We start from the raw sequence: 19,027 nt of genomic DNA, 5'->3' as shown, positions 1-19,027 counted from the left end.
GAGCTCCCAACGATTTGGAGGTCTTCCCATGCCCCTCGCCCGCATCGCCGTTCCGGCCCATCTTGCACCGGCCAGAATTCGCGCCCTTGCCGACGCCGTGCACGAGGGTCTCGTCGAGACCTGCGGCGTGCCGCCCAAGGATCGGTTTCAGCTCGTTTCGACCTACGCGCGCGAAATGATGTTCATTGACCCGACATTCCCGGATGTCGCGCGCACATCGGATGCGTCGATCATCGAGATTTTGTTTCTCGCAGGGCGCACGGTCGATCAGAAGAAAAATCTGTTTCGGTGGATTGCGAATCGGGCCGTCGACGCCGGATTTTCAGCAGACGACATCATGATCGCGCTGACTGAAAATGCGCCGGTCGACTGGTCGCTTGGACGCGGACTTGCATTCGGCGACCACCACGCGCCGATGGCAACCAGCCCAGCGGCCGCCCGCTAACAGCAAGCCGTGCGGACGCGCTCGCGCCGTCCGCACGTCGATCTTCACGCCGCAGCCTTCCGCGGCGCGACTTCGAGCTGGCCGGCGATGTAGCGGCACTCCTGGGTGAGGCCGCCGAAGCCGTAGGCATCGCCCTTCACTTCATCGACATGGGCGTAGCTCTCCTCGTGCAGCGGCCCGAGCAATTCGCCCATGCGCTGGAATAGCGCGGCGAGATAGGCTGCCTTCTCGTCCTTGGTGTTGGTGCCTTCGCTGACGTGAACGTCGAGCCAGAAACTAGCGAGGCTCTGCTCGGCGAGCGATTTGCCGCCGGCGAACCAGTCGGCGGCATCGACTGACTTCACGATGACGGCAGTAACCTTCGGATCCTTGCGCAGGATTCGCGCGGTGAGATCGCTGACAGCAGACGCAATCTCGGCCTGCAGCGACGGGGCCTTACGGACGCTGGAATAGGTGACGGTGATGAGCGGCATGGTCGTTCTCCTTGAGTTGGCGCGCTGGCATTGCGCTTCCCTCTAGCTAGACCCGCGGTCATCATTTTGGTATCTTATCTTTATTCATATCAATGATAAGTCATGTTGATGATGCCGTGAGCACGCTGGATATCGATACAGTGCAGGCGTTCCTGCTGGTCGCCGAACTGCAAGGTTTTACCCGCGCCGCCGAAGCGCTTGGCACGACGCAGGCCGCCGTCAGCATGAAGCTGCAGCGGCTGGAGAGCGTCGTGGGCCGGCGGCTTGTCGAGCGCTCGCCGCGCACCGTCGCGCTGACCGCCGAGGGCGTTGCGTTCCTGCCCCACGCCCGTGCTTTGATCGAGGCGCATGACCGTGCGCTGTCGGGCGACAAGCCCGCGCGTCCCCAATTGTCGCTCGGCATCTCCGATCACGCCGCAGGGCCCGAACTGGTGCCGTTGCTCGAACGGCTGCATGCGGTGTCGTCGCAACTGGCACTTTCCGTGACCATCGGCTTCTCGCGCCAGATACTCGACGCCTATGATGCCGGCGAATTCGATGCCGTGGTGGTCCGCCAGGAAGGCAGCCGCCGCGGCGGCGAGAAGCTGACTGAAGACGGCTTCGGCTGGTTTGCCGCCAAAGCTCTGGCCTGGCGCCGCGGCGAGACGCTGCCGCTGGCGATGCTGGCGCCGCCCTGCGGCGTACGCGCGCTTGCCGTCCGCGCCCTCGACAAGGCCGGCATCGCCTGGAACGAGAGCTTTGTCGGCGGCGGTGTCAGCGCCGTGGCCGCCGCGGCATTGGCCGGCCTCGCGGTAGCGCCACTGGCCCACCGGATCGCGCCACCGGGCCTGGTCGATATCGGGCCGGCCGAAGGACTGCCGCGGCTCGCTTCCTCGAAGGTGATGCTGCACTCGAAGGTCAGCGACCCAGCCAAGCTCGCGGCGCTGCGGACGCTGGCGGCGACATTCAGACGCGTGGCCGCAGCGCGGTAACCCACCATTTCGTTAAAAACCCAAGCGGCCGTGGAACCAATCGGCAGGACATGCGTTTGCGCCAGTTAAATGGGCAGGTCGGATGTTCAAAAAGGATCAGCAGCAGCAGCAAAGGGATCTATTCGAAAGCGAGCGCAACTTCCGACTCCTGGTTGAAGGCGTTTCCGACTACGCGCTCTACATGCTGGATCCGACCGGCGTGGTGACAAGCTGGAACATCGGTGGCCAGCGGATCAAAGGTTACGCCCCCGCCGAAATCATCGGACAGCATTTTTCCTGCTTTTATACCGACGTCGACCGCGCGAATGGCAAGCCGCTTCGCGCCTTGCGCATTGCCCGGGAACAGGGCCGCTACGAGGAGGATGGCTGGCGCGTTCGCAAGGACGGCACGTTCTTCTGGGCCAGCGTCGTCATCGACCCGATTTACGAGGACGGCAAGCTCGTCGGCTTCGCCAAGATCACCCGCGACATTACCGAGCGCCGCGAAGCCCAGCTCAAGCTCGAACGGATGCACCAGCAGCTCGCGGAATCGCAGAAGCTCGATGCGCTCGGCCAACTGACCGGCGGCGTGGCGCACGATTTCAATAATCTTCTCATGATCGTCAGCGGCAGCCTTCACACGTTGAAGAAAGCGGTGGGCAACGATCCCAGGTGCCTGCGGGCGCTGTCGGCGATCGAAGGAGCGACCAAACGCGGCGCCTCCCTCACCAGCCAGTTGCTGACATTCGCGCGGCGGCAGAGCGTCAATCCGCAGGCCGTCGACGTCGCCGAGCAGATCGATGCGATGCGCGAGGTGCTCGACAGCGGCGTCGGCAACGCGGTGAGCCTGCAGATCGCCGTCGACCCGGGCGTCTGGCCGGTGATGGTCGACGTCACCGAGTTCGAGACGGCGCTGGTCAACCTCGTCATCAACGCGCGCGACGCCATGACCGGCGGCGGCGTCATCACGATATCGGCGCACAACGACACGCCAGGTGAGGCCGGGACAGAACATGTCGCGATCTCGGTGGAAGATACCGGCACCGGCATGGCGCCCGATGTGCTCGGCAGGATCTTCGATCCCTTCTTCACCACCAAGCCGATCGGCAAGGGCACGGGTCTCGGACTATCGCAGGTTCACGGCTTCGCCCACCAGGCCGGCGGAACGGTCAAGGTGGCGAGCGAGCTCGGCAAGGGCACGAAGATCACAATCCTGCTGCCGCGAAAGGAGCCCGCTGATGCTGCCGGGGATGTCGACGCGGTTGAAACCGGCGGAAGCGGCACCGTGCTGCTGGTGGAGGACAATCCTGATGTCGCAGCCGTCAGCACCGGGCTGCTCGAACAGCTCGGCTACACCGTGCGCAGGGTAGCGAGCGCCGAGGCCGCGTTGCGCGAAATCGAACTCGACGGGATAGACCTCGTCTTCTCCGACATCGTGATGCCCGGCAAGATGGACGGCCTCGGCCTGGCGCACCACTTGAAGGCCGTCAGACCCGGACTGCCGATCCTCCTGACCAGCGGCTATAGCGATTCCGCGCGGAACGTGCGCGGCGACTTTCCGATTCTGCGCAAGCCCTACGAAATCCACGAACTCAGCCAGGCGATCGCGAAACTGCCGCGGTGATTGCAGCGGTTGCTGTCCCACATGCGGGCGAGCCACCCTTTCATTGCGCGAGAACGGGTATCGGAACACATCTCGCCCTCCTCACAGAATCGCCTCGAAGGCGCTGCGCAGCGTTTCATGCCGGAACACAAAACCGTTGCTGAGCGCCTTGTTCGGCAACACGCGCTGGCCGCCCAGCAACAATTCATTGGCGAAATCGCCGCCGATACGACGCAACAGCCCGCCGGGGATGCGGAACACCGCAGGCCGGCGCAGGCGACGGCCAAGCTCTTCGGTGAATTTCAGATTGGTGACCGGGATCGGCGCCGTCGCGTTGACCGGTCCTGAGATCTCGGGGCGCGCGATCACATGGGCGATCAGGCGGATCAGGTCGTCGCGCTCGATCCACGACATCCACTGCCGGCCCGAACCGAGCGGCCCGCCGAGGCCGAACTCGAACGGCGTCAGCATTCGCGTGATGAAGCCGCCGTCGGTGCCGATCACGAGGCCGATCCGCAAGTAGACCACCCGCACGCCGTACTCTTCCGCCGGACGCGCTGCCTTTTCCCAGGCGTCGCAGAGTTCATGGCTGAAGCAGGCATGCGACTTGGCCGATTCCGTCAGCACTTGGTCCTGCCAGAGCCCGTACCAGCCGATCGCCGAGCCTGAGACCATCACCGCCGGCTTGCGCTCGAGCCGCGCGATCAGACGGATGACATCGCCAGTCATGTTGATGCGGGAATCCAGGATTTTGCGGCGCTTGGCTTCGGTCCACAGCCCGTTGCCGATCGGCTCGCCCGCGAGATTGACGATCGCATCGATACGGGTGTCGGCCGGAAGCTGGTCGAGGCTCGTGATCAGCGTGACCGGCGGCGGCAGCATCTCGATCTTGGCGGGGTTGCGCACCAGCGCGATCACCTGATGCCCTGCCTCGCTCAGGCCTGCCACCAGGCGGCTGCCGATGAATCCGGTAGCGCCGGTGACCAGCACCGTCTGCCGGTCGGGCAGTTTTTCGACCAGGCTTGCCGCCGGCGCACTCGTCATTCGCGAAAGGCGCTTTGACGCGGTGAAATCGCGCAGCCCGCACAAGGCGGCGCCGACGGCCGCAGCCGCCGCGATCAGGCTTAGCCATCCTGTGTAAGCCGATTTGACGCCGGTCGGCTGCCCCGCCCAACCGATCAGGACCGGCAGCAGCAGCACCAGAATGGCGCCGTAATTGATCGCGAGCAGCGTGTGATTGATGCGTTCGCTGGCCGGCAATTTCCGGCTCATGTCCTCCTCAACGAAATCCATCAGCGTGATGACGATTTCCGCAACGAGCACCACGATGATCAGCATGGCAAAGACGCCGTGCACTTCCAGCCAGCCCAGCACCAGGAACAAGAGGGCGTAGAGCATGTTGCGCAACGCATGAAGCTGCAGCTCATAGCGCTGCGATGGTCGCCATGCGAGCCGCTCGGTCAGCTCATGGTGGTAGAACGTGTCGAACACGCCCATCACGACCTGAATGGCGATCAGGATCCAAAGCAACGACGTCATGATGCGGCCTCCATGAACACGGCGGACTGACGAATGAGCCTGCCAAGGCGGGGGTGAACGATCTCGAGCGTGAAACGGAACGTGCCGCCGCCGAGGTCGGAATGGGTCACGGTGAGATCGCCGGGCGTAAGCCAGGGTGGAAGCGGCAACCGCAACGGCCCGATCTGCATGGAATAGCCGACGCTGCGAAACACCAGGGCTTCGTGCTCGACCGCTATGCGCAACGCCATGCTGACGCCGTAGCCGACATATTCTTCCAGCCCGGTGGGCCCGGCGAACCGTTTCGCCGAGTGAATGACCTGCGGAAAGCCGTTGCTGCGCGCGCAGATCCGGGTCCAGATCTGGCCGCCGCTCGCCGCATCTTCGGTCACCATCACGGCCATCGAGACGCCGGTCTCAGTGCATAGCGGAAACGGCCCGCCGATCACGCGCGCGAGCTGCGCCAGCCACCAGCCGGCGCGGCTAAAACTCGCCTCCTCCACCGTGCCGACATAGACGACAGTTTCGCCATCGGCGAAGCGCTTGGAAAATCGCCGCCAGATCGCCAACGACAGTCGGCCCCACTCCTCGTCGGGCAACAGATCGTGGAAGCGGTGGTCGTCGAGCAGGATCGAGGCAGGCGTTGCGGGAAACCCGGGTACTCTCGTGGACACCATCACACGCTCCTGCTCTGCCCCTCTGCCCTATTTGGTTTTCCCCGCCGGCAAGAAGCTGACGATCTTCTCGCCAAGCTTGATCAGCGCGGCCAGCCTCGGCCGCGGCACGTTGAGCATCTGCGCGTACCAGCGGTCGACCAGTTCGGTGAAAGCCAGCATTTCCTTCAGCCGCTTGGCCGCGACTGGGCTGATGGTCGGATCGTCAGCGGCGTCGGAAACGCAGGCACGCAGCGCATCGATGGCCGGATCGATCTCGCGCTCCTTGCGGCGTGCGGCGATCCGCGCCGCCACTTCCCAGATGTCGGTTTCCGCCTCAAAATGATCGCGCCGGTCGCCGAGAATCGGCACCCGCCGGATCAAATTCCAGGCCAGCAGTTCTTTGATGGAATTGGACACGTTGGACCGCGCCATGCCGAGCGTCTCGGCGATATCCTCCGCGGTCATCGGCGCCTCGGCGAGATACAGCAGACCGTGTATCTGGCTGACCGAGCGGTTGACGCCCCACTCGTCCCCCATATCACCCCAGTGCAGGATGAACCGCTCGACCACGGCAGGAAGTTTCTTTTTGTCGGTCTTTTCTGTCATGACAGAAATATCTGACGTTACTGTGCGGCTGTCAAGGCCCCTTGCGGTTTGGAGGACCCTGATCCGCGCATCGAGCTTTCCAAGAGGGTCTTGGTTCCCGAAATGGAACTTGGGTTCGTAGTTCCGTGTTTTCCCGGTCAGCTCGTTAACCGCCCAGTACCGGTCGCGTCTTAGACTCCGCTGGCACGCTGCCAGCAACGAGGTCTGGCGCGGCATCAAGGCACGGAATGCCCCATCGAAATCCCCCAGACCCCGGCGGGCCGCTGCGGCGGGTGACATCGACGTCCCTGGTCATCGCCTTTGCGCTGGTCATGACCGCCTGCATCCTCGGCGTCATGGCCTGGAAGGTGCTCGACGCCAAGAAGGCGGCGCTGGCGAGCGGCCGCTCCGAGATCCAGAACCTCGCGCATTCGCTTTCCGAGCATGCCTCGCACACCATCCAGGCGGTCGATATCGCGATGGGCGGGATGGTCGACTTGCTGAAATACAGGGATCCCGATCCAGACCGGTTCAACAGATACCTCGCTGAAACGGCGAAAACGCTGCCCCAATTGCGGAGCATCGGCGTCACAGATGCCAAGGGCAACTGGACTTATTCGTCATTGGCGGAGACACCGCGCCATACCGTCTCGGATCGCAGCTATTTCGCCTACCATCGTGACAAACCGGACAACACGCTTCGGATCAGCGAACTGATGCAATCCCGTGTGGACGAGCAACCCTCCATGATCGTTCTTTCGAAACGCATCACCAAGCTCGACGGCAGCTTTGGCGGGGTCGTCGCAGCAGCGATCGAAAAGGATTACCTCAATAGCTTTTACCGGACATTCCAGCTCGGCCCCGACGGCGGCATCAGCCTGATACGGAATGATGGTGCGCTCCTGATGCGCTGGCCGCAGTCGGACAAGAGCACGGATCTCTCCAAGACCGACCTATTCAGGAAGCATCTCAAGCAAAGTTCTGTCGGATACTACAAGATCATCTCGCCGTTCGACGGCATCGTGAAGCACCTTGGCTATGAGGAGACACCGCACTACCCGATGGTGGTCACCGTGGCCATATCGGAAGACTGGCTGCTTTCCGAATGGTGGAAGGGATTGCGGACCGACGCCATCGTCGCCGGCGTTCTGCTCTGCATGATCCTGATGCTGGCGGCGTTGGTTGCCCTGCAATTCCGCTTCCGCAGCAAGACGGAGCGCGCGCTGCGCGAGCGCGAGGCGCATTATCGCCTGCTGGCCAACAACATCGCCGATATCATCATCCTCATCGATGCCAACAGCCTGCTCCGCTATGTTTCCCGATCGGCCGAGCCGGTGCTGGGATTGCGTCCAAAAGATCTGGTCGGCAAGTCATGCTTCGACCTGGTCCATCCCGACGACAGGGACAGCGTCAAAGCGGCGACCATCCGGCTCGACGGCGCCGATAGCGTCAGTACGGTCGTGTTTCGGCACTATCGGGGCGACGGGACGCTGGCGTGGGTGGAAAGCAAGTTCAAGATGGCCTCCGCAACCAGCGACCCGGCGCGGACGGAATTCCTCTGCGTCATCCGCGATGTGACTGAACGGAAGCGGATGGAGGATGAGCTGACCCAGCTCAACCGCCGCCTCACCCAGCTCGCCGCGACCGACGGGCTGACCGGGCTCACCAACCGCCGCACCTTCGATGGCTTCCTGCGGCGCGAATACGGAGCCTGCGAAGAGATTTCGGTGCTGCTGTTGGATATCGACAATTTCAAGGGCTACAACGACACCTACGGGCACCAGGCCGGCGACCGTTGCCTGCAGGCGGTTGCAAAAGCCATCGGCAATGCGACCGACAACACGTCAGGCCTGTCCGCGCGCTATGGCGGCGAGGAATTCGCCGTCGTATTGCCGAACAGCTCGGGAGACGATGCCTTGAAGGTTGCCGAATCCATCCGGCTGACGGTTCGGGCGCTCGGCATTCCGAACACGGCCTCGAGCCGAGGCCACATTACCATCAGTGCAGGCGTTGCCGCAAAAACCCGTTCGACGATCGACGAGGCCGCGCTGGTGGGAGAAGCCGACATCGCCCTCTACGAGGCAAAGCGCCTCGGCCGCAACCGCAGCATCGTGTATTCCTCAGTCGATTTGCAATATGTCGACAGCGCCTCCATCCAGCACGACGGCGAGTTCGCGCCGGGCGAACGGACGCATTAGCCAGGGCGCGGAGCTGTCATGTAGCTGTGCAAAAAGCAGCTCGCTCAATATCCGCCTGCTGGACGCGAAAAGCCAACACCGGCCCTACTCCACGATTTTCCAATAGGAGTCCTTGCGGATCACCTTCCCGTTGCGAAACGTGTAGAAGTCACAACCTCGGACCTCCTTTCTCGTGCCCTCGCGGCTGGTGCCTGTGAGTGTCCATTTTGAGATGCCGGTCTCGGCAGTCGAATCCACAAAATGCTCATCGTTGCCGTAGTGGACGTCAGGCAGACCTTCGAAGCGTGTTGCCAGCGCTTCCCGTACGTTCCGTTTGCCCTCGAAACGAGTCCCCCAAGGCTCGCTTCCCCGCGGCATCTCCAGGACGCAATCGTCAGAAAAGAACGCCATGATGCGATCAAGATCGTGCGCGTTGAAGGCATCACATAAACCCGTCAGCGTCGATCGAATGTCCATCGCCCGTCTCCGCCCAGTCGGATGGTTGATATTTGCTCTATGCGTTCGATCTCCGAATAGGCCATTGGCGACTGGGTCGGTCAAGGTCGGAGGCCCCCCCGCGAACGGGCCCTGGTTCAAACAGCCACCGACGTTATATCGTCGGGAGCACCGAGAACCGCTCCCCTGCCCGCCGCAGCTTCAGCATCTCGGGATTGCCGGCGTCGTCGTGTACCGCCTCGACCCGGGCCGATGATGGCCCTCGCCGGCAAGCCGAGATCATCGCGGTCACCGGCTCCGCGGGACCTGCGAACAACGCCTCGACACGGCCGTCCCTGCGGTTGCGCACCCAGCCTTCGAGATCGCGTGCCCGTGCGGTGTCATCGACCCAGGCGCGATAGCCGACGCCCTGCACCCGGCCGCTTATCGTGACATGACGAATTGCATCGCTCATTTTTTCTTCAACCCGAGAAATGCGCCGGCGCGCGACTTTACTTCGGCATCGCGCATGGCCCGGCTGGTCAACTCGGCAGACGCAAGGCCGTTCAAATTTTTCGGCGAGGTTCCCTCACGCAACGCCTTCAGCGTCTGGTAGACGGCCTGCGTCGCGGCGGCGAATGGCGCGTGGCCCTGCAGCGCGATCCGCACGCGCTGACCGGCGAGATAATCCAGCGCCGTCATGTCCTCGGGCGCACCACCGAGCACGATCGGCAATCTCGTCGCGGCGGAAATCGCTTCCAGCTCGCCCCGGCTCTTGATGCCGGTGAAGAACAGCGCATCGACGCCGGTAGCTTCATACGCTTTCGCCCGCGCGATCGCGTCGTCAAGGCCGGTGACAGACACGGCGCCGGTGCGGCCGATGATGACCAGCGAGGAATCGCTGCGGCCGTCGAGCGCGGCCTTCATCTTGCCGACGCCCTCCTCCAGCGGAATCAATTGCGTTCCGGCCTGCCCGAACGCCTGCGGCAAGAGCGTATCCTCAATCGTGAGGCCAGCGGCGCCGGCAGCCTCGAGTTCATGCACGGTACGGCGAACATTGAGCGCATTGCCGTAGCCGTGGTCGGCGTCGACCAATACCGGCAGTGTCGAAGCACGCGACATCCGGCGCATCTGCTCCGCGAGCTCGGTCAACGTGATCAGGGCGATGTCGGGATCGCCGAGAACGGCCAGCGAGGCCACCGACCCGCCGAACATGCCGAGCTCGAAGCCGAGGTCTTCCGCAATGCGGATCGAGGTCGCATCATAGACCGATCCCGGGCGGATGCAGGTGAAGCTGCCGAGGATGGAACGCAGAGCTTCGCGGCGTTTGCGGAAAGACATCAGGAGGCTCCTCATTCGTCATTGCGAGGAGCGCAGCGACGAAGCAATCCATACTTCCTTTGCCGCACGATGGATTGCTTCGCTGCGCTCGCAATGACGGGAGTTTCGTCTACGCAAACTCCAAAATCAACGCGTCCACCGCCAGTGTGGCGCCGGCCGCGGCATGGATCTTCTTCACGGTGCCGTCGCGTTCGGCGCGCAACACGTTCTGCATCTTCATCGCCTCGACCACGGCCAATGTCTCGCCGGACTTGACCTCCTGCCCTTCGGCGACCGCAATCGACACCACGAGCCCGGGCATCGGGCACAGCAGCTTCTTGCCGGTGTCGGCCGCCGAGTTCACCGGCATCAGCCGCGCGGCGGCAGCTTCGCTTTCAGTGAAAACGTTGACTGCAACTTCAAAGCCCTGATGCGCGAGGCGGAAGCCGTTCGGGATCGCGCGCACCTGCATCGCGACCAAGTGGCCGTCGATGGTGCCGTGCCAGACCGGCTCGCCCGGCGTCCAGGCCGAGATCAGGTTGTGCGGATTGCCGGGCAGACCGTCGGCGCCGATGAAACGCACCGCGATGCCGTCGGCCTCCCGCGCCACATCGAGCGCGATTTCGTCGCGGTCGAGCCACACCGCGCGGCGGCGTTCACGCTGCACCAGGCGGCCGGTCAACTGACCGGAAATCTGGCGCTTGCGCTCGCCGAGCACGTGATCGATCGCGGCACCCACGGCGGCCAGCCGCCGCGCGATCTCGCCTTCCGGCGGACGCGCCGAAAACCCTTTTGGAAATTCCTCTGATATGAAGCCGGTGGAAAGCTTGCCTTCGCGCCAGCGCGGATGGTTCATCAGCGCCGACAGGAACGGAATGTTGTGACGGATGCCGTCGACGTAGAACGCGTCGAGCGCCGTGGCCTGTGCCTCGATCGCGGCGGCTCGTGACGGCGCGTGCGTCACGAGCTTGGCAATCATCGGATCGTAATGGATCGAGATCTCGCCGCCCTCCTGCACACCGGTGTCGTTGCGGATGGTAACGCCGTCCTGGCTCGCTTCCGCCGGCGGCCGGTATTTCACCAGCCGGCCGATCGACGGCAGGAAGTTGCGGAAGGGATCCTCGGCATAGACGCGCGATTCCACGGCCCAGCCGGTCAGCGTGACGTCCTTCTGAGTGATGGAAAGCTTCTCGCCGGCCGCGACCCTGATCATCTGCTCGACCAGGTCGATGCCCGTGACCAGTTCGGTGACGGGATGCTCGACCTGCAGACGGGTGTTCATCTCCAGGAAGTAAAAGCTCTTATCCTGGCCGGCGACGAATTCGACGGTGCCGGCCGAATCGTAATTCACCGCCTTCGCCAGTGCCACTGCCTGCTCACCCATCCTGCGGCGGGTGGTTTCGTCGAGCAGCGGCGACGGCGCTTCCTCGATGACCTTCTGGTTACGGCGCTGGATCGAGCATTCGCGCTCGCCAAGATGGATCACATTGCCATGCTTGTCGCCGAGCACCTGTATTTCGATGTGGCGGGGATCGACGATGAACTTTTCGATGAAGACGCGGTCGTCGCCGAACGAGGATTTCGCTTCCGCCTTGGCGAGATTGAAGCCCTCGACGACTTCCTTCTTCGAGTACGCGATCCGCATGCCCTTGCCGCCGCCGCCGGCGGAGGCCTTGATCATCACGGGGTAGCCGATCTCGTCGGCGATCTTCACCGCGTGCTTTTCGTCCTCGATCACACCGAGATGTCCCGGCACGGTCGAGACTTTTGCCTTCGCGGCGGCCTTCTTGGATTCGATCTTGTCGCCCATCGCGGCAATGGCGCCGGGATTGGGGCCGATGAAGACGATACCCGCCTTGGCGAGCTCGCGCGGAAACGCCTCGCGCTCGGAAAGAAAGCCATAACCGGGATGCACGGCCTCTGCGCCGGTCTTGCGGCAGGCGTCGATGATCCGTTCGATCAACAGATAGCTCTCGGCCGCCGCCGGCGGGCCGATCAGCACGGCCTTATCCGCCATTTCGACGTGGAGCGCATCGCGGTCCGCTTCGGAATACACCGCGACCGTCTCGATCCCCATTCGGCGCGCAGTCTTGATGACCCGGCAGGCGATCTCGCCGCGATTTGCGATCAGAATTCTCTTGAACATGTTCTTCTTGCTTGAGCTTTGGGCGGGATCCTCCCCCGCAACGAGACATGCGGGACGCGGGTAACACACCCGTCGTACAGCAAAAATCGATGGAGGCAACGGTCTCGTACCGGCTTCGCGGCGCCGCCCGGCGCTAATTCAGCCGGAATAGGAGTTGAAGCGGCCCCGCGCATAGGCATGGGATACCGCTTTCATCAGCTCGCCGACCTCGGATTCCAGATAGTCGTTGGCCACGATCAACGCGCGGATCGTCGCCCTCATATCCCCACCACAGGCAGAAATCGCCTGATCTACAGCGGCTTCCAGCTCGTCGTTCTCTTCGGACTTCGGCTGTGAAGAGGACGACATGGCAATATTCCGTGTTGAGCGAGGGCCCCATGTTCTTATTTTGTTCTTGTGAAGTCAATGGTGCTCTCATCCCCTTTAGTAGGAGCTTCGATATCGAGAGGACGATCAAATGGATTTATCAGCGATCATCAGAAGAGCGATTGAAATTGGCGACCAATACGGGTTCATCACGTTTGACCAAATTGACGAGCTCGTGCCGTCATCTGCCGACAGGCTTGAGGCCGAAATCATCGAAGCTCTCTTCGAGGCCTTGAGCGTCCGAGGAATAAACGTCAGAGAGGCGTAAGGCCGCCGCGCTTGGTTCCTTGACGCCAGCATGTGCTAGAACGCATCGGTGCGAAATCTATTTAAAGTGAAACAGATGCGGTCACGAATTTTTCTGGTTGCGGCGTTGCTGTCGATCGCCCTTCCGGCCAGCCAGAGTTTGGCCGCAACGGCCACCATTCGAGATGGCAGCTCGCTTCAGCTCGGCAACATTACCTACCGGCTCGACGGCATCGATGCGCCCACCGTTGATCAACTCTGCATCGATCAGAATGCCGATAGCTGGACCTGCGGGATTGAGGCGCGCGATCAACTGACCAAGTTGATCGGCGGCAAACAGGTTCGCTGCGACGATCTGGGTCCCGATCCTACTTACAAGAAACGGCGCATCGGCGTGTGCAAGATCGAGGGCGACACGACCAGTTTGAGCCAACTCCTTGTCCGCAACGGCTTTGCACTGAATGTCGAAGTCTCCGCCAGCGGTCGCTTCCAGGTGGACGAGGCCCGCGCCAAGGACGACCGCCAGGGACTCTGGAAAGGCTGCTTCGTCGCGCCGCGCGAGTTCCGCGCCGGGAAGAAAGACGCTCCCTTGCTCGGCGCCGCGTGCCGCGTCGATCGCGACCGCGAAATCCGCGAGGCGCTGTTCCCCGAGGATCTCGTGATGCCGGCGAATTGCAACATCAAGGGGAGGTACGCGGTGCGCGCGCGCGTCACCGGGAACCTTGGCATCTACCACCTGCAGGCATGCCGCTCCTATCCGGGACTGACCAAGCCGGATCGCTGGTTCTGTTCCGAGGAAGATGCGCAGGCCGCCGGGTTCCGCAGGGCCTATAACTGCCGGTCAACCACCAAGAGCAAATGAGGCTGGCTAACGCGCCGGCTCTTGTGTGAAAGTGCCGCCAGAGGTTGCCGGCACGCATGACACCTTCCGACACCACGAACCTCCTGCCTGAAGCTGCCGCCGCCGAGCGCTTGCGGCAATATCTGCAGGAAATCGCAAGCGAGCGCGACAGAGCCCATCGTGCTTTGCAGGAGCGCGAAGCGGAGCTGGCGCGTATCCAGCGCATCGCCGGCGTCGGTGGTCTCGAAATCGATTTCCGTGACGGCGTCAAGAACCGCCGCTCCCCCGAATATCTTATCGTTCACGGGCTGCCGCCCGAGGCGGCCAACGAGACCTATGAGGAATGGGTCAGTCGAATCCATCCCGAGGATCGCGAGCGAACGGTCCAGCACCTGTTCGGCGTATTGAAAAGCCAGAGCGAGGATTACTCGGCCGAATACCGCATCGTGCGGCCGAACGACGGCGCGGTCCGCTGGATCCGCGTCGTCGCCAAGATCGAGCGCGAGGCCGACGGCCGCGCGCTGCGCCTCGTCGGCGCCGATTGCGACGTCACCGATCAGATGCTGGCGCAGGCAACCTTGCGCGAAAGCGAGGAGCGCTTCCGCCTGATCGCCAACAGCGCGCCGGTCCCGATCTGGGTCACCAAGCTCGACCGCACGCGTTCCTTCGCCAACCAGGCCTATGTCGATTTCCTTGGACTGCCGTTCGAGGAAGCCATCGTGTTCGACTGGCGCAAAAGGCTGCATCCGGACGACGCGGCGCGCGTCGTCCAGGAATCCGTCGCAGGCGAAGCATCGCTCAAGCCGTTCGTGCTGGAGGCCCGCTATCAGCGCGCCGACGGCGAATGGCGGTGGCTGCGCTCGGAATCCCAGCCGCGCTGGGATCCGACCGGCAAGCACATCGGCTTCATCGGCGTTGCCCACGACGTCACCTCGGCCAAGCAGGCCGAGCACGATCTGCGCCGGCTGAACGAAATTCTCGAGATGCGGATCACCGAGCGGACGGCGCAGCTCGAATCCAGCGAAGCCCAGATGCGGGCAATCTTCGAGACCAGCCATCAATATCAGGCGTTGCTCAACCAGCACGGCGAGGTGCTCTATGCCAACAGGACGGCGTTGGCCGGCATCCACGCCGACGCCGGCGCGGTGGTCGGCCAGCCGTTCTGGGAAACGCCATGGTTTGCCACGACCCCCGGCATGCGCGACGCCGTCCGCGACGCCTTCATCACGGTCATGCAGGGCGAAGAGGTCAAGATTGAAATGCTGCTGCACCTGCCGATCGGCGACCGCTATTTCGATTTCGCGATGCGCCCGCTGCACGACCGGCGCGGCACCGTCATCGGGGCAGTGCCGGAGGCCATCGACGTCACCGAGCGCCGCCAGGGCGAGGAAGCGCTTCGCCAGTCGCAGAAGATGGAAGCGGTCGGACAGTTGACCGGCGGCGTGGCGCACGATTTCAACAACCTGTTGACCATCATCCGCTCCGCAACCGATTTCCTGCGCCGCCGCGAGTTGCCGGAAGAGCGGCGCCGGCGCTACATCGACGCGATCGCCGAGACCGTGGAGCGCGCCTCCAAACTGACCGGACAATTGCTGGCGTTCGCCCGCAGGCAGCCGCTCAAGCCGCAGGTGTTCAACGTCGGCACCCAGGTCGAATCAGTCGCGCAATTGATCCGTCCCCTCGTCGGTGCCCGGATCAGGATCGACGTCGAAATCGCCGATCTCAATTGCTTCGCAATCGCCGACGTCGCGCAATTCGAAACCGCGCTGATGAATCTCGCCGTCAACAGCCGCGATGCCATGGACAGCGAGGGCCGGCTGACCATTCAGGTCCGCAAGGTGGATGCGATTCCGCCGCTGCGTGCCCAGCCCGCCCGCCGCGGCGACTTCGTCGCCATCACCGTGACCGACACCGGCTGCGGCATTGCCCCTGCCCTGCTCGAGACGATCTTCGAGCCGTTCTTCACCACCAAGGAAGTCGGCAAGGGCACCGGCCTCGGGCTGAGCCAAGCGTTCGGTTTTGCCAAGCAATCCGACGGCGATATCGCAGTTGCAAGTGAGCCCGGCCAGGGCGCGACGTTCACGATCTACCTGCCGCAGGCCGCGGTGCCGGCCGATACGAGCGAAGCCGCCGCGACCGCCAGCGAGCCTGCTGCCCGCGGCCGCGGCTACCGCGTCCTCGTCGTCGAGGACAATGACGACGTCGGCCAGTTCTCCACCGAACTGTTGGAAGATCTCGGCTACACCGTGCGCCGCGTCGCCAGCGCGGACGCCGCGCTCGCAATCCTGGCCGAGGACGAGTTTTCCGCCGACCTGGTGTTTTCCGACGTCATCATGCCCGGGATGAACGGCGTCGAGCTCGCCGGCATCGTGCGCGAACGCTATCCCGGCCTGCCCGTGGTCCTGACCAGCGGCTACAGCAACGTGCTGGCGGAGAGCGCCCACCGCGGCTTCGAGCTGATCCAGAAACCCTATTCGGTGGAACTGCTGTCGCGAATTCTCAGGAAGGCGATTTCCGAGGCGCGCCGCTAGGGAAGCTCACGCCGCGGCGTCGACGCCGGCCTCCCCCGATGCCAGGAGCGCGCGGATTTCCTGCGCAGGGCGCGCGACGCTGAACAGATAGCCCTGCATCTGCGTGCATCCGAGACTCTGCACGGTCTCGCGCTGCTGCAACGTCTCGACGCCTTCGGCAGTCGTGATCATATTGCGGTCGGCGGCGATGCCGACCACCGCGCGGATGATCGAGGCCGACGAGGAATTGCGCGTCACTTCCTTGACGAAGGAGCGGTCGATCTTGATCTTGTCGAACGGGAAGCGCTGCAGATATTGCAGCGAAGAATAGCCGGTGCCGAAATCGTCGAGTGCGATGTGAATGCCGAGCGCGCGGAGCTGGTTCAGCGCCGCGAGCGCGGCGTCATCGTCCGCCATCAGGACGGCTTCCGTGATCTCCAGCTCCAGCCGGCGCGGATCGAGTCCGGTCTCGGCAAGGACAGCCGCGACTTTCACCGACAGCGTTTCCGACCGGAACTGGATCGGCGAAACGTTGACGGCGATTCGGACATGGGCTGGCCAGGCGGCGGCTTCGGCACAGGCGGTGCGCAACACCCACTGCCCGATCTCCTCGATCAGGCCGGTCTCCTCGGCGACCGGCACGAAATCGGCGGGCGAGATCATGCCGCGCACCGGATGCCGCCAGCGCAATAGCGCCTCGCAGCCGGTGACGCAATCGCCGCGCAGATCGACCTGCGGCTGATAGTGCAGTTCGAACCCGCCCTGCACCAGCGCCTCGCGCAAGTCTGCCTCCAGTTCGCGGCGATGATTGGCCTGCTGCTCCATCTCCGGATCGAAGAAGCGATAGGTCCTGCGGCCGGCGGCCTTCGCCGCATACATCGCGAGATCGGCGTTCTTCAGGAGATCGAAAAGGTCCGAGCCGTCGCGCGGGGCAATCGCGATGCCGATGCTCGCATCGCTGGAAAGCTGATGGCCATGGCAGTCGAACGGGGTACGCAGCGCCTGATAGATCCGCGCGACCAGCGCGTGAACGTCCTCGGCGCTCTCGATGCCGTGCTGAAGGATAGCGAATTCGTCCCCGCCCAGGCGGGCGATGAAATCCTCAGCGCCGACCGACTGGCGCAACCGCTCCGCCACGCCCTTCAGGAACTCGTCCCCGATCAGATGTCCCAGCGTGTCGTTGATGCGTTTGAACTCGTCGATGTCGATATAGAGGATCGCGAATTCCTGGCCCTCGGTTTCCAGCAGCAGTCCCTCCGCATGGCGCTGGAACAGGGTGCGGTTCGGCAGATTGGTCAGCGCGTCGTAATGGGCGAGATGTTCGATCCTGGCCTGGTCGCGCCGCCCTTCGGTGACGTCTTCCAGCGTCGCGGCCCAGCCGCCGTCCGCCGAGCGCTTGAAGATCAGCCGGATCGTGCGCCCATCCGGCGTCGAGGTCACGGTGTCCTGAACGAGACTGCCATTGGGATCGAGGAAGCGGTCGCAATAGGCGTCGACGTCGCCGAGAAAGGAGCCGCGTTCCTGACGGTGCCGGATCAGGTCGCGCAGATGACAGCCGGGTTTGACGACTTCCGGCGAGAGCCCGAACATATCGATATAGCGCCGGTTGCAGATCACGAGACGGCCCGAGGAATCGAACAGCAACAGCCCTTGCGTCATGTTGTTGATGGCGGTGTCGAGATGCTGGCTCTTCTCCGAAAGCTTGCGCTGCGCGGCGGCATGCTGGCGGCGGAGCTGACGCACGATCAGGAAGACCATGCCGATCACGACGATGACCGCCAGCGCCGCCGCGAAAAATTGCAGCCTGGTCTGCGCCCGCCAGTCGGCCAACGCAGCCTCCGTTCGGGTGGTCGCCACGATCAGGATCGGGAAGTGCATGAGCGACTTGACCGCGCCGACCTTGTCTTCCGCCAGCCTCGCGCTGGTGAAGCGCCCGGATATGTTGCCATCCACGGCCAGCGCGCGCCGAAAGGCTTCGCTTCCGGCGACATTGAAGCCGATCACGCTGTCGTCCTTCGGATAGCGGGCAATGATGGTGCCGTTGCGGTGAATCATCGAGATCGCGGTATCGCTGTTGAGCTCCAGCGATCCGACGAAGGCCTCGAAATGCGACGGTTCGACGCCGCGGCTGGCAAATCCGATGATCTCGCCGTTGCGGCCGACAATCTTGCGCGCAAATAGCGTGGTCCAGTTCCTCGTCACCTTGCTGACGACCGGCTCGACGATCACATCGGTGGTCGGTTTTCCCGACGTGAACTCCTTGAAGTACTGACGGTCCGCGATGCTGAGATCGGGGACCGGCCACATCTCGGAGGAATTGATCAGCCATCCCTTGACGTTCCACAGGTTCAGCGCGCCGACATGGGGCAGCGCCGAAAGCTTGCCGCGCAGCATCTCGTGCGCGCTCAAGGTCGACATCCTCTGTTCGAATTCTTCCGACGTATCGACCCCGTCGGCCCGCATGCCGGATACGACGTCCTCATGCACATGCTGGAGATCGTTCAGTTGCTGGTCGAAATGCCGTGACAGCAAGAGCGCGCTGTTGTTGAGTTCGCGCTCGGCGACTTCCAGCGCCCGCTCGCGGTATTGCATGGCGAAATAGCCGGTGCCGAGCATGATCGCGATCACGATCCCCGCAGCACTCAGGATCAGCCACTGGATCGCGCCCAGCCTGATCCGCCACGGCATGCCGCGACCGAACAGCGGCTGGCTCTCCGCGATGACGTCGTCCGATGGATTATTCAGCATTTTCGCTG

The 19,027-nt window shown here is 63.4% G+C and carries 17 protein-coding genes; 7 read left to right on the top strand and 10 right to left on the bottom strand.

Annotation, left to right across the window (positions count from 1 at the left end; genetic code table 11):
- The first annotated feature begins 28 nt into the window (after window positions 1-28).
- A complete protein-coding gene (locus tag V1278_RS19400; protein ID WP_334381915.1) occupies window positions 29-445 on the top strand; it encodes a tautomerase family protein in 417 nt (138 codons plus the stop codon).
- Between the two features lie 44 nt (window positions 446-489).
- Here the strand turns inward: V1278_RS19400 and V1278_RS19395 are convergent, their stop codons facing one another.
- The gene (locus V1278_RS19395; protein ID WP_334381914.1) at window positions 490-918 is read right to left on the bottom strand and encodes a tautomerase family protein; all 429 of its coding nucleotides are present in this window, start codon (window positions 916-918) and stop codon (window positions 490-492) included.
- A gap of 116 nt (window positions 919-1,034) precedes the next feature.
- On the opposite strand from V1278_RS19395, the gene V1278_RS19390 reads away from it, so the two are divergent.
- On the top strand, window positions 1,035-1,889 hold the full coding sequence (locus V1278_RS19390) for a LysR family transcriptional regulator (protein ID WP_334381913.1): 855 nt from the start codon (window positions 1,035-1,037) through the stop codon (window positions 1,887-1,889).
- An 82-nt stretch (window positions 1,890-1,971) separates the two neighbouring features.
- A complete protein-coding gene (locus V1278_RS19385) occupies window positions 1,972-3,492 on the top strand; it encodes an ATP-binding protein (protein ID WP_334381912.1) in 1,521 nt (506 codons plus the stop codon).
- An 81-nt stretch (window positions 3,493-3,573) separates the two neighbouring features.
- Here V1278_RS19385 and V1278_RS19380 read toward each other — a convergent pair whose 3' ends face one another.
- Genes V1278_RS19380 through V1278_RS19370 form a run of 3 tightly spaced genes read right to left on the bottom strand, consistent with a single transcriptional unit; the run spans window position 3,574 to window position 6,251 of the window.
- Window positions 3,574-5,010, bottom strand: coding sequence for a TIGR01777 family oxidoreductase (locus V1278_RS19380; RefSeq protein ID WP_334381911.1), 1,437 nt, complete (start codon window positions 5,008-5,010; stop codon window positions 3,574-3,576).
- A complete protein-coding gene (locus V1278_RS19375) occupies window positions 5,007-5,666 on the bottom strand; it encodes a DUF4166 domain-containing protein (RefSeq protein ID WP_334381910.1) in 660 nt (219 codons plus the stop codon). The genes V1278_RS19380 and V1278_RS19375 overlap by 4 nt, the downstream gene beginning before the upstream one ends.
- A 27-nt stretch (window positions 5,667-5,693) precedes the next feature.
- Window positions 5,694-6,251: a GbsR/MarR family transcriptional regulator gene (locus V1278_RS19370; protein ID WP_334368934.1), complete on the bottom strand. Its 558-nt coding sequence runs from the start codon at window positions 6,249-6,251 to the stop codon at window positions 5,694-5,696.
- A 272-nt stretch (window positions 6,252-6,523) separates the two neighbouring features.
- Here V1278_RS19370 and V1278_RS19365 point away from each other — a divergent pair, with 272 nt between their 5' ends.
- Window positions 6,524-8,428: a diguanylate cyclase gene (locus tag V1278_RS19365; RefSeq protein ID WP_334381909.1), complete on the top strand. Its 1,905-nt coding sequence runs from the start codon at window positions 6,524-6,526 to the stop codon at window positions 8,426-8,428.
- A gap of 84 nt (window positions 8,429-8,512) precedes the next feature.
- On the opposite strand, the gene V1278_RS19360 is transcribed toward V1278_RS19365, so the two are convergent.
- The 5 genes from V1278_RS19360 to V1278_RS19340 form a co-directional block, all read right to left on the bottom strand.
- The gene (locus tag V1278_RS19360) at window positions 8,513-8,884 is read right to left on the bottom strand and encodes a nuclear transport factor 2 family protein (protein ID WP_334381908.1); all 372 of its coding nucleotides are present in this window, start codon (window positions 8,882-8,884) and stop codon (window positions 8,513-8,515) included.
- Window positions 8,885-9,017: 133 nt separating this feature from the next.
- Window positions 9,018-9,317 (bottom strand): acylphosphatase, encoded by a 300-nt coding sequence (locus V1278_RS19355; RefSeq protein WP_334363244.1) that lies wholly within the window; start codon window positions 9,315-9,317, stop codon window positions 9,018-9,020.
- On the bottom strand, window positions 9,314-10,183 hold the full coding sequence (locus tag V1278_RS19350) for an isocitrate lyase/PEP mutase family protein (protein WP_334381907.1): 870 nt from the start codon (window positions 10,181-10,183) through the stop codon (window positions 9,314-9,316). Before V1278_RS19350 ends, V1278_RS19355 begins: the two co-directional genes overlap by 4 nt.
- Before the next feature lie 109 nt (window positions 10,184-10,292).
- Window positions 10,293-12,308: an acetyl/propionyl/methylcrotonyl-CoA carboxylase subunit alpha gene (locus V1278_RS19345; protein WP_334381906.1), complete on the bottom strand. Its 2,016-nt coding sequence runs from the start codon at window positions 12,306-12,308 to the stop codon at window positions 10,293-10,295.
- 138 nt (window positions 12,309-12,446) lie between these two features.
- A complete protein-coding gene (locus V1278_RS19340; RefSeq protein WP_334363247.1) occupies window positions 12,447-12,656 on the bottom strand; it encodes a hypothetical protein in 210 nt (69 codons plus the stop codon).
- 109 nt (window positions 12,657-12,765) lie between these two features.
- Here V1278_RS19340 and V1278_RS19335 point away from each other — a divergent pair, with 109 nt between their 5' ends.
- From V1278_RS19335 to V1278_RS19325, 3 genes are all read left to right on the top strand, one after another.
- Window positions 12,766-12,942, top strand: a complete 177-nt coding sequence (locus V1278_RS19335; protein ID WP_334381905.1) for an RNA polymerase sigma factor region1.1 domain-containing protein — start codon at window positions 12,766-12,768, stop codon at window positions 12,940-12,942.
- Window positions 12,943-13,017: 75 nt separating this feature from the next.
- A complete protein-coding gene (locus V1278_RS19330; protein WP_334381904.1) occupies window positions 13,018-13,782 on the top strand; it encodes a thermonuclease family protein in 765 nt (254 codons plus the stop codon).
- Window positions 13,783-13,838: 56 nt separating this feature from the next.
- Window positions 13,839-16,292, top strand: a complete 2,454-nt coding sequence (locus tag V1278_RS19325) for a PAS domain S-box protein (protein WP_442893757.1) — start codon at window positions 13,839-13,841, stop codon at window positions 16,290-16,292.
- Window positions 16,293-16,298: 6 nt separating this feature from the next.
- Here V1278_RS19325 and V1278_RS19320 read toward each other — a convergent pair whose 3' ends face one another.
- Entirely contained in the window at window positions 16,299-18,959 is a 2,661-nt protein-coding gene (locus V1278_RS19320) for a bifunctional diguanylate cyclase/phosphodiesterase (RefSeq protein ID WP_442893834.1), read from the bottom strand.
- Window positions 18,960-19,027 lie beyond the last annotated feature (68 nt).

This window comes from Bradyrhizobium sp. AZCC 1577 (assembly GCF_036924575.1).
Classification (GTDB): Bacteria; Pseudomonadota; Alphaproteobacteria; order Rhizobiales; family Xanthobacteraceae; genus Bradyrhizobium.
The sequence above is the reverse complement of the archived record's forward strand: the minus strand, read 5'-3'. Positions and strand labels throughout refer to the sequence as shown.

Bases quoted from the DNA above. Each gene is read 5' to 3' on its own strand.
- V1278_RS19400 (WP_334381915.1), top strand. From the start codon at position 29: ATGCCCCTCGCCCGCATCGCCGTTCCGGCCCATCTTGCACCGGCCAGA.
- V1278_RS19395 (WP_334381914.1), bottom strand. From the start codon at position 918: ATGCCGCTCATCACCGTCACCTATTCCAGCGTCCGTAAGGCCCCGTCG.
- V1278_RS19385 (WP_334381912.1), top strand. From the start codon at position 1,972: ATGTTCAAAAAGGATCAGCAGCAGCAGCAAAGGGATCTATTCGAAAGC.
- V1278_RS19380 (WP_334381911.1), bottom strand. From the start codon at position 5,010: ATGACGTCGTTGCTTTGGATCCTGATCGCCATTCAGGTCGTGATGGGC.
- V1278_RS19375 (WP_334381910.1), bottom strand. From the start codon at position 5,666: ATGGTGTCCACGAGAGTACCCGGGTTTCCCGCAACGCCTGCCTCGATC.
- V1278_RS19370 (WP_334368934.1), bottom strand. From the start codon at position 6,251: ATGACAGAAAAGACCGACAAAAAGAAACTTCCTGCCGTGGTCGAGCGG.
- V1278_RS19360 (WP_334381908.1), bottom strand. From the start codon at position 8,884: ATGGACATTCGATCGACGCTGACGGGTTTATGTGATGCCTTCAACGCG.
- V1278_RS19355 (WP_334363244.1), bottom strand. From the start codon at position 9,317: ATGAGCGATGCAATTCGTCATGTCACGATAAGCGGCCGGGTGCAGGGC.
- V1278_RS19350 (WP_334381907.1), bottom strand. From the start codon at position 10,183: ATGTCTTTCCGCAAACGCCGCGAAGCTCTGCGTTCCATCCTCGGCAGC.
- V1278_RS19345 (WP_334381906.1), bottom strand. From the start codon at position 12,308: ATGTTCAAGAGAATTCTGATCGCAAATCGCGGCGAGATCGCCTGCCGG.
- V1278_RS19340 (WP_334363247.1), bottom strand. From the start codon at position 12,656: ATGTCGTCCTCTTCACAGCCGAAGTCCGAAGAGAACGACGAGCTGGAA.
- V1278_RS19335 (WP_334381905.1), top strand. From the start codon at position 12,766: ATGGATTTATCAGCGATCATCAGAAGAGCGATTGAAATTGGCGACCAA.
- V1278_RS19330 (WP_334381904.1), top strand. From the start codon at position 13,018: ATGCGGTCACGAATTTTTCTGGTTGCGGCGTTGCTGTCGATCGCCCTT.
- V1278_RS19325 (WP_442893757.1), top strand. From the start codon at position 13,839: ATGACACCTTCCGACACCACGAACCTCCTGCCTGAAGCTGCCGCCGCC.
- V1278_RS19320 (WP_442893834.1), bottom strand. From the start codon at position 18,959: ATGCCGTGGCGGATCAGGCTGGGCGCGATCCAGTGGCTGATCCTGAGT.